General features: G+C 45.6%; 15 protein-coding genes and 1 pseudogene. 7 read left to right on the forward strand and 9 right to left on the reverse strand.

Features of this window, described 5'->3' with window-relative positions; translation table 11 throughout:
- Nucleotides 1-304: 304 nt before the first annotated feature.
- The 6 genes from trpA to AAGA51_RS05780 all read right to left on the reverse strand — a co-directional run bounded on the left by trpA (nt 305) and on the right by AAGA51_RS05780 (nt 7,136).
- Nucleotides 305-1,111 (reverse strand): tryptophan synthase subunit alpha, encoded by an 807-nt coding sequence (gene trpA / locus AAGA51_RS05755; RefSeq protein ID WP_042488311.1) that lies wholly within the window; start codon nt 1,109-1,111, stop codon nt 305-307.
- Nucleotides 1,111-2,301 (reverse strand): tryptophan synthase subunit beta, encoded by a 1,191-nt coding sequence (gene trpB / locus AAGA51_RS05760; protein ID WP_042488314.1) that lies wholly within the window; start codon nt 2,299-2,301, stop codon nt 1,111-1,113. Before trpB ends, trpA begins: the two co-directional genes overlap by 1 nt.
- 83 nt (nt 2,302-2,384) lie before the next feature.
- Nucleotides 2,385-3,770: a bifunctional indole-3-glycerol-phosphate synthase TrpC/phosphoribosylanthranilate isomerase TrpF gene (gene trpCF, locus AAGA51_RS05765; RefSeq protein ID WP_042488501.1), complete on the reverse strand. Its 1,386-nt coding sequence runs from the start codon at nt 3,768-3,770 to the stop codon at nt 2,385-2,387.
- 112 nt (nt 3,771-3,882) lie between these two features.
- Nucleotides 3,883-4,881: an anthranilate phosphoribosyltransferase gene (gene trpD, locus AAGA51_RS05770; protein ID WP_042488317.1), complete on the reverse strand. Its 999-nt coding sequence runs from the start codon at nt 4,879-4,881 to the stop codon at nt 3,883-3,885.
- A 73-nt stretch (nt 4,882-4,954) separates the two neighbouring features.
- On the reverse strand, nt 4,955-5,533 hold the full coding sequence (locus AAGA51_RS05775; RefSeq protein WP_042488321.1) for an aminodeoxychorismate/anthranilate synthase component II: 579 nt from the start codon (nt 5,531-5,533) through the stop codon (nt 4,955-4,957).
- 16 nt (nt 5,534-5,549) lie between these two features.
- Entirely contained in the window at nt 5,550-7,136 is a 1,587-nt protein-coding gene (locus AAGA51_RS05780) for an anthranilate synthase component 1 (RefSeq protein ID WP_042488324.1), read from the reverse strand.
- 332 nt (nt 7,137-7,468) lie between these two features.
- On the opposite strand from AAGA51_RS05780, the gene rnm reads away from it, so the two are divergent.
- The 4 genes and pseudogenes from rnm to AAGA51_RS05805 all read left to right on the forward strand — a co-directional run bounded on the left by rnm (nt 7,469) and on the right by AAGA51_RS05805 (nt 10,612).
- Complete coding sequence (rnm, locus tag AAGA51_RS05790; RefSeq protein ID WP_042488327.1) at nt 7,469-8,356, forward strand: RNase RNM; 888 nt, start codon at nt 7,469-7,471, stop codon at nt 8,354-8,356.
- Nucleotides 8,357-8,358: 2 nt separating this feature from the next.
- Nucleotides 8,359-8,979: an L-threonylcarbamoyladenylate synthase gene (locus AAGA51_RS05795; RefSeq protein WP_042488330.1), complete on the forward strand. Its 621-nt coding sequence runs from the start codon at nt 8,359-8,361 to the stop codon at nt 8,977-8,979.
- Between the two features lie 214 nt (nt 8,980-9,193).
- A complete protein-coding gene (rluB, locus tag AAGA51_RS05800; RefSeq protein ID WP_042488333.1) occupies nt 9,194-10,216 on the forward strand; it encodes a 23S rRNA pseudouridine(2605) synthase RluB in 1,023 nt (340 codons plus the stop codon).
- Nucleotides 10,217-10,394: 178 nt separating this feature from the next.
- Nucleotides 10,395-10,612, forward strand: a pseudogene (locus tag AAGA51_RS05805) (transposase).
- A gap of 134 nt (nt 10,613-10,746) precedes the next feature.
- On the opposite strand, the gene cydC reads toward AAGA51_RS05805, so the two are convergent.
- The 3 genes from cydC to trxB form a co-directional block, all read right to left on the reverse strand.
- Nucleotides 10,747-12,468, reverse strand: coding sequence for a heme ABC transporter ATP-binding protein/permease CydC (cydC, locus tag AAGA51_RS05810; RefSeq protein WP_042488335.1), 1,722 nt, complete (start codon nt 12,466-12,468; stop codon nt 10,747-10,749).
- Nucleotides 12,461-14,263: a heme ABC transporter permease/ATP-binding protein CydD gene (cydD, locus tag AAGA51_RS05815; protein WP_042488337.1), complete on the reverse strand. Its 1,803-nt coding sequence runs from the start codon at nt 14,261-14,263 to the stop codon at nt 12,461-12,463. Before cydD ends, cydC begins: the two co-directional genes overlap by 8 nt.
- A gap of 121 nt (nt 14,264-14,384) precedes the next feature.
- A complete protein-coding gene (gene trxB, locus AAGA51_RS05820; protein WP_042488339.1) occupies nt 14,385-15,344 on the reverse strand; it encodes a thioredoxin-disulfide reductase in 960 nt (319 codons plus the stop codon).
- A 170-nt stretch (nt 15,345-15,514) separates the two neighbouring features.
- On the opposite strand from trxB, the gene AAGA51_RS05825 reads away from it, so the two are divergent.
- From AAGA51_RS05825 to AAGA51_RS05835, 3 genes are all read left to right on the forward strand, one after another.
- Nucleotides 15,515-15,904, forward strand: a complete 390-nt coding sequence (locus tag AAGA51_RS05825) for an ACT domain-containing protein (protein WP_042488342.1) — start codon at nt 15,515-15,517, stop codon at nt 15,902-15,904.
- Between the two features lie 439 nt (nt 15,905-16,343).
- Complete coding sequence (locus AAGA51_RS05830; protein WP_042488345.1) at nt 16,344-17,000, forward strand: 2OG-Fe dioxygenase family protein; 657 nt, start codon at nt 16,344-16,346, stop codon at nt 16,998-17,000.
- Entirely contained in the window at nt 16,984-18,225 is a 1,242-nt protein-coding gene (locus tag AAGA51_RS05835) for a cysteine desulfurase-like protein (RefSeq protein WP_042488348.1), read from the forward strand. Before AAGA51_RS05830 ends, AAGA51_RS05835 begins: the two co-directional genes overlap by 17 nt.
- Nucleotides 18,226-18,283: the final 58 nt, after the last annotated feature.

The following is an 18,283-nucleotide window of genomic DNA, read 5'->3' on the forward strand; positions in this document are numbered from 1 at the left end:
ATGTTGCTCGGTTTTTTACACTTATATTTCACAATTGGCAATATGCATCTGCGTCGGATTTGACGTAATCACCCATTTTTGCTGATGAAGTGGTCATTTATTCGTCATGGAAAACGTTTGCTTTAGGTTTTGGAACAGAAATGGGTAATGGCGGAGTGAGGGATATTTTGAACGAAATAGTCGGTTAAATGTTAAAAAAATGATCAATTCCTAAACTGGCTAGCCTTGAATAGCTATAAAATTGCCAGTTTAAAATTGATCATTAGAAGTAGGTGGTAGGGTCACCAAACCCTACCTATTGTAACTATTTTATGGTCGCTTGTTTCATTGGTGTTATAAAACCAGCTAATGATTTCAGCAGCGCTTCAGGGTCGTTTTGGTTTGTTTCGATAATCTTCACTACAGCAGAACCGGAGATCGCGCCAGCCGCGCCAGCTGCAATCGCTTGTTTAACCTGTTCCGGTTGGGAAATACCAAAACCAAGAAGTGCAGGTGGTGCATCAAACTGATTTAAACGCTCTAACAGCTCATGCACTGGCATATTGGCTTTTGTTTCCGCACCAGTCACACCCGCACGAGAAAGCAGATAAGTATAGCCTTTGCTCAATGACGCGACAGATTTCAGCGTTTCATCATTGGCCGTTGGTGGTGCAATGAAAATAGGCTTGATGCCGAACTTTTCCGCAGCCGCAACGAATTCAGCGCTTTCTGTGGTTGGTACATCGGCGACTAGCACTGAATCAACACCCGCTTCCTGACAACGTTGATAGAAGTTTTCAATACCGCGAGAGAACACCAAGTTCGCGTACATTAACAAACCGATTGGCGTGTCTGGATTCTTAACACGGATTTGCTTGATAAGGTCAAAACAGATATCCGGAGTAGTACCCGCCTGAAGGGCACGATTGTTTGCTCCTTGAATCGTTGGACCATCTGCCAACGGATCTGAGAACGGAAATCCTAGCTCAAGAGCATCTGCGCCAGCATCAATTAATGTCTGCATAATTTGCAGAGAAAGCTCAGGAGAAGGGTCACCAATCGTTACAAACGGAACAAATGCGCCTTGGTTTTCCTCAGCTAAGCGCTGAAAAAGAGATTGATAACGATCCATTACAGCACTCCTTTATCTTGTAAAATTTTGTCCACGGTGAAGATATCTTTGTCTCCACGGCCAGACAGGTTAACCACTAATAACTGCTCTTTTTCTGGCTCAGCAAACGCCATTTTCAATGCGTGCGCTAATGCATGTGAAGATTCCAGCGCAGGAATGATGCCTTCTTTACGAGCAAGCAGTTGGAAAGCGTCCAGTGCTTCATCGTCAGTAATGCTGTCGTATTCTGCACGGCCGATTGAGTTCAGATACGCATGTTGTGGACCCACAGAAGGGAAGTCCAGACCAGCAGAAATTGAGTAAGACTCTTCAACTTGACCGTATTCATCTTGCATCAATGGAGCTTTCATTCCTAAGTAGATGCCTGTCTTACCATGTTTTAGAGGTGCGCCGTGTTGGTCGGTATCAATACCTTTACCCGCAGGCTCTACACCGATGAGACGAACTGATTCTTCTTCGATGAAATCAGCGAACATGCCGATTGCATTAGAACCGCCGCCGACACAAGCAATCACCGCATCTGGTAAACGACCTTCACGGGCTAAAATCTGATTCTTAGTCTCTTCACCAATGATGTGCTGGAATTCACGAACAATGGTAGGGAATGGGTGAGGACCCGCTGCAGTGCCTAATAAGTAGTGGGTGTTTTCATAACTTGCAGACCAGTCACGCATTGCTTCATTACAAGCATCTTTTAAGGTCGCTGAACCAGAGTGTACAGGGATTACTTCTGCACCCATTAAGCGCATGCGGAAAACGTTCGGGCTTTGGCGCTCAACATCTTTTGCACCCATGTATACGCGGCATTTCAAATCTAACAGTGCACAAGCCAGAGCCGTTGCTACACCATGTTGACCAGCGCCGGTTTCAGCGATGATTTCGGTTTTGCCCATACGTTTTGCTAGTAGTGCCTGACCAAGAACTTGGTTGGTTTTATGCGCGCCGCCGTGAAGCAAATCTTCACGTTTCAGATACAGTTTAGTTTTCGTGCCTTTGGTGATGTTGCGCGTTAGAGTTAGTGCCGTAGGGCGTCCCGCGTATTCCTGCAAAAGAGTCATGAACTCCGAACGAAACTCTGGGTCTTCTTGAGCATCAATAAAAGCTTGTTCTAGCTGATCTAGAGCGGGTACTAAAATCTGAGGTACGTACTGACCACCGTACTCTCCAAAATAGGCGTTAAGTTTTGCCATGTTCATTATCCCTTAATTGCGATCCCCGTTGGTGTGTTCGGGGATACGATAATAGTCGTCGATGTGTTCGTATTTTCTAAAATTTAGTAATTTCTAATCGCACTGAAGGCTTGCTTCAATTTTGCTGCGTCTTTTTTGCCGGGTTCGGATTCAACACCTGAGTTGAGGTCTAATCCCATACATCCTAGTGTTGTCGCATGTTGTGCATTCTCTGGAGAAAGTCCGCCAGCCAGCATGACATTGGGAACCGAAGCTTTTGCCAGTAATGACCAATCAAATGAAGTTCCGGTGCCACCGCTTTGTGTGCCAACTTTGGCATCCAGTAAATGGCGGTCTACATGGTTTTCAATAAATGCAGGTAATTGATCGGTGACCCCGTAGGCTTTCCAGATTTCTACCTGTTCAGGCAGAGCACTTTTCAGCTCATCGATAAATGCTTGCGATTCATCACCGTGCAATTGCACTGCGAATAATCCGAGCTGAGCGGCGGTGTCCGCCACTTCTTTCACGGAGTGATTCTGAAATACACCCACATATTGCAAAGGTGCACCAGCCATGGTTAAACGTGCTGCTTCTGTATCAACATAGCGTTTTGATTTAGGAACAAAAATCAGACCACCAAATACCGCGCCTGCTTGGTAGGCTTTCACTGCATCATCAGGGTGAGTCAGTCCGCATACTTTGTTTTCGCCCAGAACCACTTTACGTACCGCCAATTCGAGGTTTTCCTGCGCCATTAACGCGCTGCCAATCAAAAAGCCGCTTGCGTATGGCACCAAGTCACGCACCTGCTGGTGGGTGTAAATACCAGACTCCGAGATAACCGTTGTACCTTCTGGCAGCAGCGGTGCGAGTTCTTTCGTGCGGTTAAGGTCGGTTGATAGGTCGCGTAAGTTGCGGTTGTTAATTCCGATCACTTTTGCTTCTAGCGCAACGGCTCTGTGAATTTCTTCTTCGTTGCTGGTCTCGGTCAGAATGCCCATACCGAGTTCATGAGCCACAGCAGCCAGTTCTTTATATTGCTCATCATTGAGAACAGAAAGCATCAGCAGAATTGCGTCTGCGCCGTAATGACGAGCCAGATAAACCTGATAAGGGCTGATCATAAAGTCTTTGCACAGTATAGGCTGTGTTACCTGAGAACGAATGCGTGGCAGAAACTCAAAGTTACCCTGAAAGTATTTTTCGTCTGTCAGAACAGAAATTGCGTTCGCGTACTGGTTGTACACCGATGCGATGTAATCCAAATCAAAATGCTGACGAATCAAACCTTTTGATGGCGATGCTTTTTTGCATTCCAGAATGAAAGCGGTTTTGCCGTTGTCCGAATTTTGATGCCCTAAAGCTTGGTAGAAATCACGATCAGATGTGGTCAGAAGATTTTTAAAGCTCTCAAGCGGCTGCTCTTTCTGGCGATCTTCAACCCATACAGCTTTGTCTTTGACGATTTTGGCTAACACTTCCGCCATTTTCGTATTTTCAACGGAAATATGTTCAGAGAGTTGTTGTGGTTGTCCGCTCTCAGCTTTCTCGTTAGCAAGAAGTTCGTTACTGACGTTGGTTTCGTTAGACATGTCGACGTTAACCTCGATTCGCTAATTGTTGAACTAATTCGTAAGCTTTACCTGAGTTCATAACGTCAATGGCTTGCGCCGCGTTCGCTTTGAGGTCTTCTTTCCCAAATAGTCGTAAAAGAAGAGCAACGTTGACAGCAACAGCAGCGAGTTGTGCAGGCGTTCCCTTGCCATTGAGGATATCAGTGATGATGGCGCGGTTTTCTTCAGGCTCCCCACCTTTGATTGCGTCTAGCGGGTAAGTCTCTAATCCAAAATCTTGCGGTGTCAGAGTGTATTCAACAATCTTACCGTCTTTGATCTCTGCAACATGGGTTTCACCATGTACAGCCACTTCATCTAATCCTGAGCCATGAACTACAGCGGCTCTTTTGAGACCCATTTGTAACATGGTTTCCGCAATAGGACGAACCAAATCTAAGCTATAAACACCCATTAATTCGATATTGGGTCTCGCAGGGTTAATCAGCGGACCTAAAATGTTGAATATGGTGCGAGTTTTCATGGTTTGACGCACAGGCATCGCATGGCGAACACCACCGTGATACTGAGGTGCAAACAAGAAAGCGACACCCAAATCGTCCAGTGCTTGACGAGTGTCTTCAGCACTCATTGCTAGGTTGATACCGAATGAATCGAGAAGATCAGAAGAACCGGATTTGCTAGAAACGCCACGGTTACCGTGTTTTGCGACTTTTACGCCACACGCGGCTGCAACAAATGCTGAAGTGGTTGAGATATTGATGGTATTGGAACCATCGCCACCAGTACCAACAATGTCAGCGAAGTCATAATCCGGGCGCGGGAAAGGATTGGCGTTCGCCAGCAAAGCTTTAGCTGCACCCGCAATTTCATCCGGCGTTTCGCCTTTAATTTTCAAAGCTGTCAGTACCGCAGACATCAGAATCGGGTCCATTTCGCCACGAATTATGTGGTCGAAAAGCTCTTGGCTTTCGCTTTGGCTTAGTGACTGTTGCTCGTAAAGTTTGTTGATGATGTTTTGCATGTTTCTATTCCTTATCCTTTTCGCCACTGTCTTGTTGGGCTCTAATCTTTTTCGTTGAATGCGCTTGTGATAGTTAACTGAGCGCCCAATCAATCGCGTTTTCTAACAGTGTTGCTCCCTGCGTAGTCATGATGGATTCTGGGTGAAACTGGAATCCACACACCTTATCTTGTTCATGCACAACCGACATGACTAATCCATCAACCTCTGCTGTTACGGTTAACTCTTCACTCACATGAGTCGCGACCAGTGAGTGATAACGAGCAATTGCCAGTGGCGACGGTAGCCCTTGGTAAAGCGCGTGGTTTTGATGTTCCATCATGGATACTTTGCCGTGAACGATTTCACCAGCGCCGGCAACCGTACCGCCATAAGCTTCAACAATCGCCTGATGACCAAGGCAGATACCAATCATTGGCACTTTACCTTTCAGACGTTTTAGAATTTCTGGCATGATGCCGGCTTCAGAAGGCGCGCCCGGACCTGGCGATAAAACGATAACTGGCTGCTCTAAGGCTTCCACTGCATTTTGAATGGTGTCTGCCGCAATATGGTTACGGTAAATCGTGACCTGATGACCCAATGAACGGAACTGATCAACCAAGTTGTAGGTGAATGAATCAAAGTTGTCGATGAATACGATATTCGCCATGAGTTATTCCTCCTACTTACGCTTTATTTAAAGAAGATTGCGCTTGGTGAGCGTGTTGAATCGCTGAAATGACGGCTTGAGCTTTACCGCGTGTTTCATCTGCTTCTGCTTGTGGATCGGAGTCGAAGACCACGCCAGCACCGGCTTGAACTTGAGCTATACCGTTTTCCACATAAGCAGAGCGAATCACGATACAAGTATCCAAATCGCCTTCACCTGTCAGGTAACCCACCGCGCCACCGTAGCTACCGCGACGTTCTTTCTCAACGTTGCGAATCAGCTGCATAGCGCGGATTTTTGGTGCGCCAGTCAGCGTGCCCATGTTCATACATGCTTGGTAAGCGTGCAGAGCATCTAAGTCCTGACGAAGCTGACCAACCACGCGAGAAACCAAGTGCATCACATGGCTGTAACGGTCTACTTTAAGTAAGTCGGCCACATGACGAGTACCCGCTTGCGAGATACGAGCCACATCGTTACGTGCTAAATCGACCAACATCATGTGTTCCGCGTTTTCTTTCTTATCCAGACGCAGTTCCAGTTCGATACGGCTATCCAAATCAAAATCAATACTGCCATCGGCACGTTTGCCACGACGACGAGTTCCCGCAATAGGGTAGATTTCAATTTGGTTGGTCTCTTTTTCGTACTTAAGAGCACTTTCTGGCGAAGCGCCGAACAGAGTGAAATGTTCGTCCTGCATGTAGAACATGTAAGGGCTAGGGTTACTCTTTTTGAGCTGCTCATACGCTGCAAGTGGAGAAGGGCACGGAAGCGTAAAGCGGCGAGACGGTACCACCTGGAAGATGTCGCCTTTCACGACGTAGTCTTTCAAGTCTCGAACTATGGAGCAAAACTCTTCATCGCTGATGTTAGTGTTAACCGACACGTCTGCAATTTTTTGAGCTTGTGGCTGCAATTGAGGAATCGCAGCTTGCTCAGTAATGACAGCAAGACGACTGATGAGAGCTGTATGTGTTTCTGTGGTGCGTGAGAATGCGGTTGCTTGAAGTTGACAAGTCTCAGTCTGGTGGTCGACAACCATTAATGTCTCTGCCACATAAAAAACATAATCAGGGCATTGGTTACTTTGAGTCGCATCACCGAGCGGTTCAAAGTTGGCAACTAGGTCGTAAGCAAATAAACCACCAATGAAAATGGCGTGTTTGTCTTGTTTGCTGAGATCAAAACTATGCTGAACAAGGCGTAATGCATCGAATGAAGACGCTTCTTTTAAACGCGAATCTTCATCTAACGTATCGCACGGCGCTTCAAAGTTCAGAGTAAGAAGCGAGCCTTCCAGTGTAGCTGGAATGGCATCAACAAAGTTCTGCTTTAAAATTTCAACCAACTGCATGCCATTGTCGGTTAAAGCTTGGAAAGTCACTTTATGACCTAAACAAGTGATTCGCACGGCGGCGTCAATCAGCAGCAAGCTTTTGAGGTTCTGTTTTGAATCAATTTCAGCAGACTCAAGCAATAAACAGTCTGTTTTGCCTTCGCACAGTGCGTGAAATAGTGCTGTAGGATCTTGCGTATAAGGGATAGAGGTCTTGATGACTTCTAACTGTGCAAGTTTTTTGATTTCAATGGCCTTGTTCACAAGACCTCCTTATTAAATCGTCTGAATTTGTTCTCTAACCAGTTGAAAGTAGAGGATGTGATATGTCAACTGATAAAATAAAAGCCCGCTAATTGCGGGCTTTATGAATGCGTTTCTCTGAATTAGAAGTGCACGTTTGCCCGCCATGAATCTGACCACATACGCCACCAATTAATATTAAGCTCAGCAGAAGCTGTGCTTAAATTAGAATATGGGTTTGTGTTGATTTCTTGTAACATAGCAAGCCTTAATTTGTGCTCTCGTATTTGTGTACTAGTAAACTAGTGCGAGAGGTGAAAGTCAAGCCTTAAAAACAGGCAAAATTAAAAAATATGAAAATAGACTTACATAGTCACACGACAGCGTCTGATGGCCGCATGTCTCACGAAGAACTGATTGAACGCGCTATCGGGTTTAATGTTGATGTTCTTGCGATTACAGATCACGACACCATTGAGGCGTTAGCGCCAGCACGCGCTTATATTGAAGAGAAACAGCATCCGATTACGCTTATCAATGGTATTGAAATCTCGACGGTTTGGCAGAATAAAGACATTCATATTGTTGGTTTAAATATCGACCCATTGAATCCACATCTGCAAGGTTTAATTGAGCAACAGAAAGCACACCGAGTCGGACGTGCGGAGCTGATTGCTCATCGATTAGAGAAATCAACCCGAGAAGGCGTACTTGAGGAAGTTAAAGCGATTGCAGGCGATGCACCGATCACGCGTGCCCATTTTGCTAAATGGCTGGTGGATGCGGGTTATGCGAAAAATCTTCAGCAGGTCTTTAAGAAATTTTTAACGCGCGATAATCCGGGCTATGTACCACCGAACTGGTGTTCAATGGCGGATGCGGTTAACGCGATTCATGCCGCCGGAGGGCTGGCGGTGCTTGCTCATCCGGCTCGATATAACTTGACGGCTAAGTGGCTTAAGCGCTTAATTGCTGCGTTTGTAGAAGCCGGTGGTGACGCAATGGAAGTTGCTCAACCTCAACAAGCGCCACAAGAAAGGCGCACTTTGGCTGATTATGCTATACAATACAACCTATTAGCTTCTCAAGGCAGTGACTTTCATTACCCGTCTCCGTGGATGGAGTTAGGGCGAAATTTATGGCTGCCTTCTGGCGTGGAACCAGTCTGGAAAGACTGGGAAATACTCTCTAAAGACACAGCTGAGAGACTAGGGCAAGAGACCCTAGGTAAAGAGGAATAATAATGAGCCAGTTTTTTTATGTTCATCCAGAAAATCCACAAGCGCGTTTAATCAATCAAGCGGTTGCTATTATTCGTAATGGTGGTGTGATTGTTTACCCAACTGATTCCGGTTATGCATTAGGCTGCCAGTTAGAAAATAAACAGGCATTAGAGCGTATTTGTCAGATTCGTCGTTTAGACGACAAGCACAATTTCACATTGCTGTGCCGCGATTTGTCTGAGATTTCACTTTATGCACGGGTGGATAATACGGCTTTCCGTTTGTTGAAGAACAATACGCCTGGGCCTTACACCTTTATTTTTAAAGGTACGAAAGAAGTACCGCGTCGTTTAATGAACCCTAAGCGTAAAACCATTGGTATCCGTATTCCGGACAACAAAATCGCGTTGGATCTGCTTGAAGCATTGGGCGAGCCTTTGATGTCGACTTCACTTATTTTACCGGGCAATGAGACGACGGAATCGGATCCTGAAGAAATTCGTGATCGTCTTGAACACGCGGTGGATGTGATTCTCAATGGCGGATTTTTGGGTGAACAGCCGACAACAGTGATTGATTTCAGCGATGATGAGCCACAAGTTGTTCGTGTTGGTTCGGGTGATCCAATACCGTTCGAATAAGCGGTGAAACGAGACAAGTTTCTTTTTTGTTCACGCTCGCGTCCACTCAGGTTTGCCTTGTGAAATCTCTACTTAGTTTGGGGATAAACTGGGTGCTTTTGTCGGTGTAATCTGTAATAATACGCGACCGCGATTTTTGCCAGAAAAACTGGTACTGAAGTCAGATCGCATACTAATATTTCGACGTCTGAGAAGACGACACAAAGGTAGATAAATGAGCGAAAAGTTACAAAAGGTTTTAGCACGCGCCGGTCATGGTTCTCGTCGTGAGTTAGAAGCTCTGATTAGAGCTGGTCGTGTTAGTGTTAATGGCAAGGTAGCTGCGTTGGGTGAGCGCTTAGAAGATGAAAGCGCTGTTGTACGTATTGACGGGCATACCGTATCTGCAAAAGCACAAGAAGAAGTTGTATGTCGCGTACTTGCGTATTACAAACCAGAAGGTGAGTTATGTACTCGTCATGACCCTGATGGTCGCCGTACGGTTTTTGATCGTCTACCGAAAATTCGCGGTTCGCGCTGGATTTCAGTAGGTCGTCTGGATGCAAACACTTCAGGTCTGCTTCTGTTCACTACTGATGGTGAGTTGGCCAACCGTTTGATGCACCCAAGCCGTCAAGTGGAACGTGAATACTTAGTGCGTGTTTTCGGTGAAGTAACTGAAGATAAAGTACGCAACCTTGTTCGTGGCGTTCAACTTGATGACGGTTTAGCACGTTTCGAAGACGTGGTATACGCTGGTGGTGAAGGTATGAACCACACCTTCTACGTTGTTATCAACGAAGGCCGTAACCGCGAAGTTCGTCGTCTTTGGGAATCTCAAGAGACCACAGTTAGCCGTCTTAAACGTGTACGTTATGGTGATATCTTCCTAGATAAGAAATTGCCTCGTGGTGGTTGGATGGAACTAGACCTTAAGCAAGTAAACTACTTGCGTGAACTGGTTGATCTACGTCCAGAAGACGAAACGATGCTTGATGTGTCTAAAGACAACACTTCTCGCAAGCGTGAGCGTTCTCGTAGTCAGAAAATTCGTCGTGCAGTACGCCGCCATGAAGAGCGCGTAACAGCACCGGCACCGAAGGGGCGCCGTAAGCCAACAGCTGCGACAAACAAGCCATCATCTGGTGAGCACGGCTCTCGCGCAAAAGCGGGTACAGCTGGTAAAACTCAAGCAGGTGGCAAAGGCAGAACGGGCGGAAGACCAGCGCAAAAGAATACGCCTCGTACGCGTAAGTAACCTGAATTTATCAGACTCTCTAATTTGAAAAATCCCGAGCTTAGCTTGGGATTTTTTGTTTTCTACCCCTAAACCACCTTCTATGAAGGTGGTGATCGTTCCTTTGGGCTATGCCCGAAGAACGCTCATGTTCAATATATCCAGTGTTTGTAACCAGCAAATCAAGGAGATAAAGAACATGAGCAGATATGATTCAAGCTCACACGTTTACTATAGATGTCAGTATCACATAGTTTGGACGCCCAAATTCAGGCTGAAAATCATTTCTGGCAGCGAGGTTACTTTGTTGATTCGGTAGGAATGAACGAGGAAATTATTCGAAGATATGTCAGGTACCAAGATCGTGTGGGAAAGGAAGAAGAAGCGCGCCAAATGCTTTTAGGGTCAGAGAACTAACAGTGAGCCCCCTTATAGGGGGCCATTCAAAGCCACCTGCTATGCAGGTGGATTTTTACATCTGAAGCCGGCATATTTTCGCTGGCTGGAGAAGAGAATGAAAAGCCCTTTAGGAAACTAAAGGGCTTTGTCTTTTATAGCGTTTGGTTAAGCTGATAGTAGCGACCTTGCTGCGCTAGTAACTCTTCATGGTTACCATGTTCGACAACTTCACCCTGTTCAATCAGGCATATCGTATCCATTTGATCCAAATTAATCAGACGGTGCGTAATGAATATGACCGTTTTACCCGAGAAATGAGACTTAAACAGATCCATGATTTGCTGTTCTGTTTGTTTATCCAAACCTTCGGTAGGCTCATCCAACAATAGGATAGGGGCGTTATGCAAAATAGCGCGTGAGATACCAATACGGCGTTTCTCACCGCCTGAAAGCTGACGTCCACCGTCACCCAACCAAGCATCTAACCCCGGAGCTTCAAGTAGCTTTTGTAATCCCACGCTCTCTAGAATTGCGCACAATTCTTCGTCCGTAGCTTGCGGTTTCGCCATTAGCAGGTTGTCGCGTAAGGTGCCATTCAAAATATCGACACGTTGACTCACCACACTGATGGATGCACGCAGGTCACTTTCACTCCAGTTTTTCAGAGGCGTTCCGGCGATTTTAATCTCACCTTGGTTAGCATCCCAGTAACGGCAGAGCAATTGGATCAGTGTTGATTTACCAGAACCGGTTTGACCAACAATAGCAAGTTTGTGGCCGGCTGGAACCGAAACTTGGACATTGTTCAGCACTTGCTGTTCGCTGTCTGGGTATTGGAACGATACGCCGTCGAACTCAACTGAAAACTCACCTGAATGCGGTGCATTTTGTTTAGGGAATACAACGTCTGGCTCACTAAGAATGACTTCATTCAAACGACGGGCAGAAGTCAGTGTTTGGCCTAAATGTTGGAATGCTCCTGCAATCGGCATAAGTAGCTCAAAGCTTGCCATGGTTGCGAAGATCATCAGAGCGATCATAGGGTCAGGTGCCTGACCATTCACACCGTCAGCAGCTAGCCACAGCATCAGAACGAGTGTCCAGCCGTTTGCCAATAACAGAAGGGCTTGGGCTAAACCAGTAAAGCTCGCATTGATTTTCTGATTGGTCAGCAGTTTTTCTTGCGCGGTGTAAATGGCTTCGCGGTAACGAGATTCCGCACCAAAGATAGTAAGTTCGCTATAGCCTTGCAGCCAGTCCATGGTTGCAATACGCATGTCTGCTTTATTTTGGGTAAGTTCAGCACCGTTACGTTTGCCAAGCTTGTAGAACATAACTGGCCAAAGCAGTAAAAGTATAAATAACACGGAACCCAGAACTAAGCCTAAGCTTGAGTCAAACCAGCAGAGTAGGGCCGTGATTGCCGCAATACCGAGTACACCAACGGTCACTGGGCTGATAAGGCGTAAGTAAACATGGTCCATTGCATCAATGTCGGCAACAAGACGGTTTAAAAGGTCTGCATCACGCAGGTTTGAGATTCGGCCTGGAATCATAGGTGCGAGTTTTTCAAAAAAGAAAATTCGCAAGTCAGTCAGCAGTTTGAACGTGGCGTTATGGCTTACGACTCGCTCGCCCCAGCGTCCCGCCGTGCGTCCCATGGCGAAACCGCGAACGAATGCGCCCGGCAACATATAGTTGAAGGTTTCACGGGCAATCGTCAAGCCAGCTACCGCTGCGGCAGAGAGGAACCAGCCTGAAAGCGTAAGCAAACCAATGGATGCTAATAGGGTTAGAAACGCCAGCAACATCCCGAGAGACAAACCAAACCAGTGCTTTTTATACAGTTTTAAGTATGGCAGTAAATCACGCATCGAGATTCCCCTTATCAGCTTCTTGAACGGCTTGATTGGACGCTAACATTGAGGCAAAAAGACCTTGTTGTTGGCTGAGCGTATTGAAATCTCCGGATTGCTCAAGCAAACCATCGCGCATGACGAGGATTTGATTGACGGATTTCAACGGGAGTAGTTGGTGAGTGACAAGCAGCGCTGTTTTGTCTGCAATTTGAGTATTAAGACCTTGCATGACCAACTGTTCGCTGCGTGCATCTAAACTCGCAGTTGGTTCATCCAGTAACCAGAAACGGCCTTTTTGTAGCATCGCACGGGCTAAGGCTAAGCGTTGTGCCTGACCTACAGACAAGCCTCCAGAGCGGTCACTGATCATATAATCCAGACCTTGCTTATTAACAAACTCTGAGGCATAAGCATTATCGAGCACTTCTTGAACGGCTTGGTCAGTAATATCGTTCTTACCTAGAGTGACGTTGTCACGAATTGTGCCGTGTACCAGTAACGGGTTTTGGCCAACCCAGCTAATCGCTTTGCGCCAACTTGTATGATCGAGTTGGCTGAGCTCGATGCCATTAATCGTCAAACTGCCTTGATATGGCATAAACCCTAAAATTGCATTTATCAGGCTGGTTTTACCTGCGCCGCTTGGGCCAACTAACGCTGTGGTTTCATGGCTGTTCAAAGTGAAAGAAACAGGACCAACTAAGCGTTTACCTTCAGGGCTAAGCACTTCCAAATCACGAGCAACGATCTCAACAGAATCATTGGTCGATTGATGATTCGTCGGAAGAGGTGTTGACCCCGAAGCCACTTTGCTCACGTCGGTTTGTAAAAACTCAACAATACTTTCAGCCGCACCCACCGCTTGCTGTTTTGCATGATAATAAGTGCCTAGCTCACGCAGTGGCTGATAAAACTCAGGAGCGAGAATAAGAATAAACAAACCGGAGAACAAGGTGACGCCTGCACCGTAGTAACCAAATTCTAATTCGCCAATAAAGCTGAAACCGAAGTAAACCGCAGTAATCGCAATTGAAATCGATGTAAAGAACTCAAGTACGGCGGAAGACAAGAATGCTATGCGTAAAACATCCATAGTTCGTTTACGGAATACTTCAGATGCACCGCGCATATGCTCTGTTTCTGCTGCTGTACGGTCAAACAGACGAATTGTCGTCATTGACTGTAAGCGGTCATAGAAGTGACCAGAAAGACGTTGCAGTGCTTTAAAGTTTTTTCTGCCTGCGTCAGCGGCTTTAATACCAACCAGCGCCATAAATAGCGGAACAAGGGGAGCAGTGATCAGGAAAATCAAACCCGCAGCCCAGTTGACTGGAAAGACGACAATGAGAATAACAAACGGGATCAATACAGAAAGCGACATCTGCGGTAAGTAACGAGCAAAGAAGTCGTGCATGTTTTCAACTTGCTCAAGTGTCAGCGTCGCCCATGCGCCAGCAGGCTTGCCTTTGATATAAGCAGGGCCTAACTCACGCAGTTTATCGAAGATTAACTGGCGGATATAAATTCGGATTTCTTTACCGGCTTTAAAGCCTGCGATCTCTCGTCCCCAAGTACATCCAGCGCGTGCAGCAACAGTTACCACTAAGCCCAAAAAGTAAGGGATTAGCGAGTATTTATCTGCATGCTCGATAATCAGCTGATGCAAAATTGTCGCGAGCAGAGCCGCTTGGGCAAGTAGAAATAGGCTCGAAAGTACCCCAAGCCCAACAGCAATAATAAGCCAGCGTTTGGCTAATTTACTTTGCTGCTTGAGCCATGCGTTCAAGCTACGTTGTTTTTTCTTATCCATTATGTAAAGGCTTAATAATGTTTCTTCTTATATGTTGAGGGCAGGTAGTATACAAAAGAAAACCCAGAGGATATACCGCTGGGTTTTATGAGTTAGATATTAATATTGTAAATTCTTATGCTTATTTATCATTAAGACTATCTAGGTAACGCTCTGCGTCTAACGCAGCCATACAACCAGTACCCGCAGAAGTAATCGCCTGACGGTAGTTGTGGTCCATAACGTCACCTGCTGCAAAGATACCTTCGATGCTGGTTTGAGTGGCATTACCTTCCAGACCTGATTTCACGATAATATAGCCGTCTTTCATTTCAAGCTTGCCTTCAAAAATCGCTGTATTCGGCTGGTGACCAATCGCGATGAATGCACCCATGACTTCAAGGTCTTCAGTTTTGTCTGACTGCGTATCTTTCAGGCGAACACCTGTTACACCCATCTCATCACCCAATACTTCATCAAGAGTACGATCGGTGTGCAGAACGATATTGCCGTTCTCTACTTTGTCCATCAGACGGTTGATTAAAATCTTTTCTGCACGGAAGCTATCGCGACGGTGAATCAGATGAACTTCAGATGCGATGTTTGATAGGTACAGCGCTTCTTCAACCGCAGTATTACCACCGCCGACAACCGCAACTTTCTGGTTACGATAGAAGAAACCGTCACACGTCGCGCAAGCCGATACGCCACGACCTTTAAAGGCTTCTTCAGAATCTAGACCGAGATATTTCGCTGATGCACCAGTTGAAATAATTAACGCATCACAGGTGTATTCGCCTGAATCACCTTTTAGACGGAAAGGACGCTGGCTGAAATCCACTTCGTTGATGTGGTCGAACACGATCTCTGTTTCAAATCGCTCTGCGTGTTCTTTCATTCTTTCCATTAGTGCTGGGCCTGTTAGACCTTCAGCGTCACCCGGCCAGTTTTCGACTTCAGTTGTCGTAGTCAACTGACCGCCTTGTTGCATGCCAGTTACTAACACAGGGTTTAAATTCGCGCGCGCTGCATATACCGCTGCGGTATAGCCAGCAGGGCCCGAACCTAAGATAAGAAGTTTGCAATGTTTAACGTCGCTCATTATTGCTCCAATCGTTAAATGATCGAAAAGTTAACTCGATTGTAGGGATAAATTACTAGGAATAAAAGGAGAAACAGCCGAATAAATGGTTATAGTTTAGAATTATAAATAGGGTTGAATTCCTTGTTTTTAAAAGGGATTTGAGCCATTAACTGGAGAATGGAGTAAAAATGGCGGGAATAACAGACTTACAACAACTACTTAGTTCAATGCAGCCACATTTAGTTGAAGAGGAATTTGTGTTTTGCACACTAACTGGCAAGGTAGATGAGTACCTGCACTGGCGACCCGTTGCGACTTTCTGTGAACAAGAAGGCTTAAGTTTGGTGATACGTAAACAGACAGCTTTGGAGAATCACATCAAGTTTGAAAACACATACCGACAAATCACTTTAACGGTGCATTCCAGTCTCGATTCTGTTGGGTTGACGGCTGCTGTGTCTACCAAATTAGCTTCTCATGGTATTAGCGCGAATGTGATTGCCGCTTTTTATCACGATCATATTTTTGTTCAATCCTGTCATGCCGAGACGGCATTAACGCTTCTATCAAATTGGTAGCTTGAAGTGAAATGACCGGAATTTTTTCGGTCTTCTTCGCTTATCTCGCCTGACATTAAATGACTTCATATTGACTTGAATCTAGGGCTTTTACACTAGGCTTTCCTCTCTTCGTTTGACCTGTGGCATAGCGAAAAATTCTTCACCCTTTAAATCAGCGATGTTAAGCGAATTCGCCTTAGGAAATGAAAAATAATAGTTTTAAATGAGTATGTTAGGTGAGTTTAAGGGAAAGCGTTCAAATTTAGCCTACCTAAAGGTTGCGGGTTGAAGTAATAGACCGCTATTTTGATAATTATTAGTGTATTGTTCTTTTTTGTTTGAATGTGTGGGTTTTATTGCCGTAAAAACTGGAATTCACCAAATTAATGCGTACTATAAATGTAAAATAATTGTTAAATATAATAATAACAAAAGTGTCTTCATTAAGGAGTCGATGATGTTGCACTCACACTTAAATACCCTACATATAACTCAATTGAGTCAAAACGCTTTATCTCAGCTTGCGCCATCCTTTGTTAACTTGCCACGTACTGATCATGCTGACGGGCAGTATCGACTACGTCGCTACTCTGTGGTTCGGTTTATCGAAGGTAAAGTGGTTCCGACGGACAAACACGACTTTATGCAATCCGACGACATTAACCATTTCCAAGGCAATGTCGTTCGTCATTTCGAACCGATCTTATCCTCGACTTTGAAAAGCGAAGGTATGAGAGAAATGTGCGAGCTGTTTGTATCGAGCAATGAGCTGCCAGACGGTCAAGAAATCGAAATTCACCAGATGCGTATAGCGGCTATTTACGATGAAACCCAAGTCGCACCTGAAGGTGTTCATCAAGATGGCTTTGACCATATCGCCATTATTGGTATCGACCGACACAACATTGTGGGCGGGGAAATCATGCTTTACCAAGACTGCCATGACGCGCCGTTTTTCCGCAAAGTGCTAGATAACGGTGAAGTTGCGATGCTGGCAGACAACATACTTTGGCACAACGCTCGTCCGATTCGTTCAGTCGAACATGGTGAAGAAGGGCATATGGACGTATTCGTATTAACCGCGAAAGGAGCAAAGAATGCCCTCCAATCTTAATGCATTCAGTTTAGAAGCCGTGAGAGGGCAGTTTTCTGCTCTCTCTCAAATGCATAACGACAAACCTGTCATTTTCTTTGATGGGCCGGGTGGTTCTCAGGTACCGCAATCTGTAATTAAACAGATGTCGCACTACCTTGGTCACTACAATTCCAATTTGGGTGGACACTATTTTTCCAGCCGAATTACTACCGATTTGATGCAACAGGCTCGCGAACATGCACAGGCACTTTTAAATGCAGAGTCTTCAGGCAACATTGTGTTTGGCGCAAACATGACGTCACTGACTTTTCATCTTAGCCGAGCCATCAGTCGAGAGTGGAATGAAGGTGATGAAATCATAGTGACGTCACTTGACCATTACTCGAATGTTTCAAGCTGGCAACAAGCCGCACAGGGCAAAGGGGTTGTTGTTCATCAGGCACAAGTGGATATCACAGACTGCACTTTGGATACCGAACACTTGCTGTCTTTAATCAACTCTAAAACTAAGCTGGTGGCGGTGACTTATGCTTCGAATACCACTGGCTCAATTGTTGATGTGAAACGAATTGTCGATGAAGCGCATCGCTTTGGCGCTATCGTCTATGTTGATGCGGTTCACTATGCGCCGCATCACCTGATTGATGTTCAGCAGTTGGGTTGTGATTTTCTTGCGTGTTCTGCCTATAAGTTCTTCGGCCCACATGTGGGCATTGCTTATGTGGCGCCTCACTGGTTGCATGCATTGAAGCCTTATAAGGTTGAACCGGCAACCAATATTGGTCCGGGGCGCTATGAAACGGGTACGCAAAGCTTTGAAGGTTTAGCAGGTGTAATTGCGGCGATTGAATATCTCGCCCAATGGGGAAACCCCGGGGACAGTTTGCGCCAACGGTTGGTCACGAGCTTTGAGCAGTATAATCACCATGAACAACAATTAAGTGCTTACTTTCTGGAAAAATTAAGCCAGCTTAATGGCGTGACACTTTATGGTTTACCGTGTTCGGATAGTGACAAACGTACCCCAACGTTTGCCATTAGAATGAATCACTTCCCTCCGGAATTTGTCGCAAAAACCTTAGGTGAGCACAACATCTGTGTCTGGAACGGCCACTTTTATGCTCTGGGATTGGTTCGTCAGCTAGGGTTGGAACAAAATGGTGGTGTGATTCGTATAGGCTTTATGCACTACAACACCAAAAGCGAAATTGACGAGCTGTTTAAAGTGCTCTCAAGCTTGTAGGTTCTGAAATAACAAAGTCTTAAAACGAAGGGCTCGGTACTTACACCGAGCCCTTCTT

It is taken from the genome of Vibrio diazotrophicus, assembly GCF_038452265.1.
In the GTDB taxonomy this organism is placed as follows: domain Bacteria; phylum Pseudomonadota; class Gammaproteobacteria; order Enterobacterales; family Vibrionaceae; genus Vibrio; species Vibrio diazotrophicus.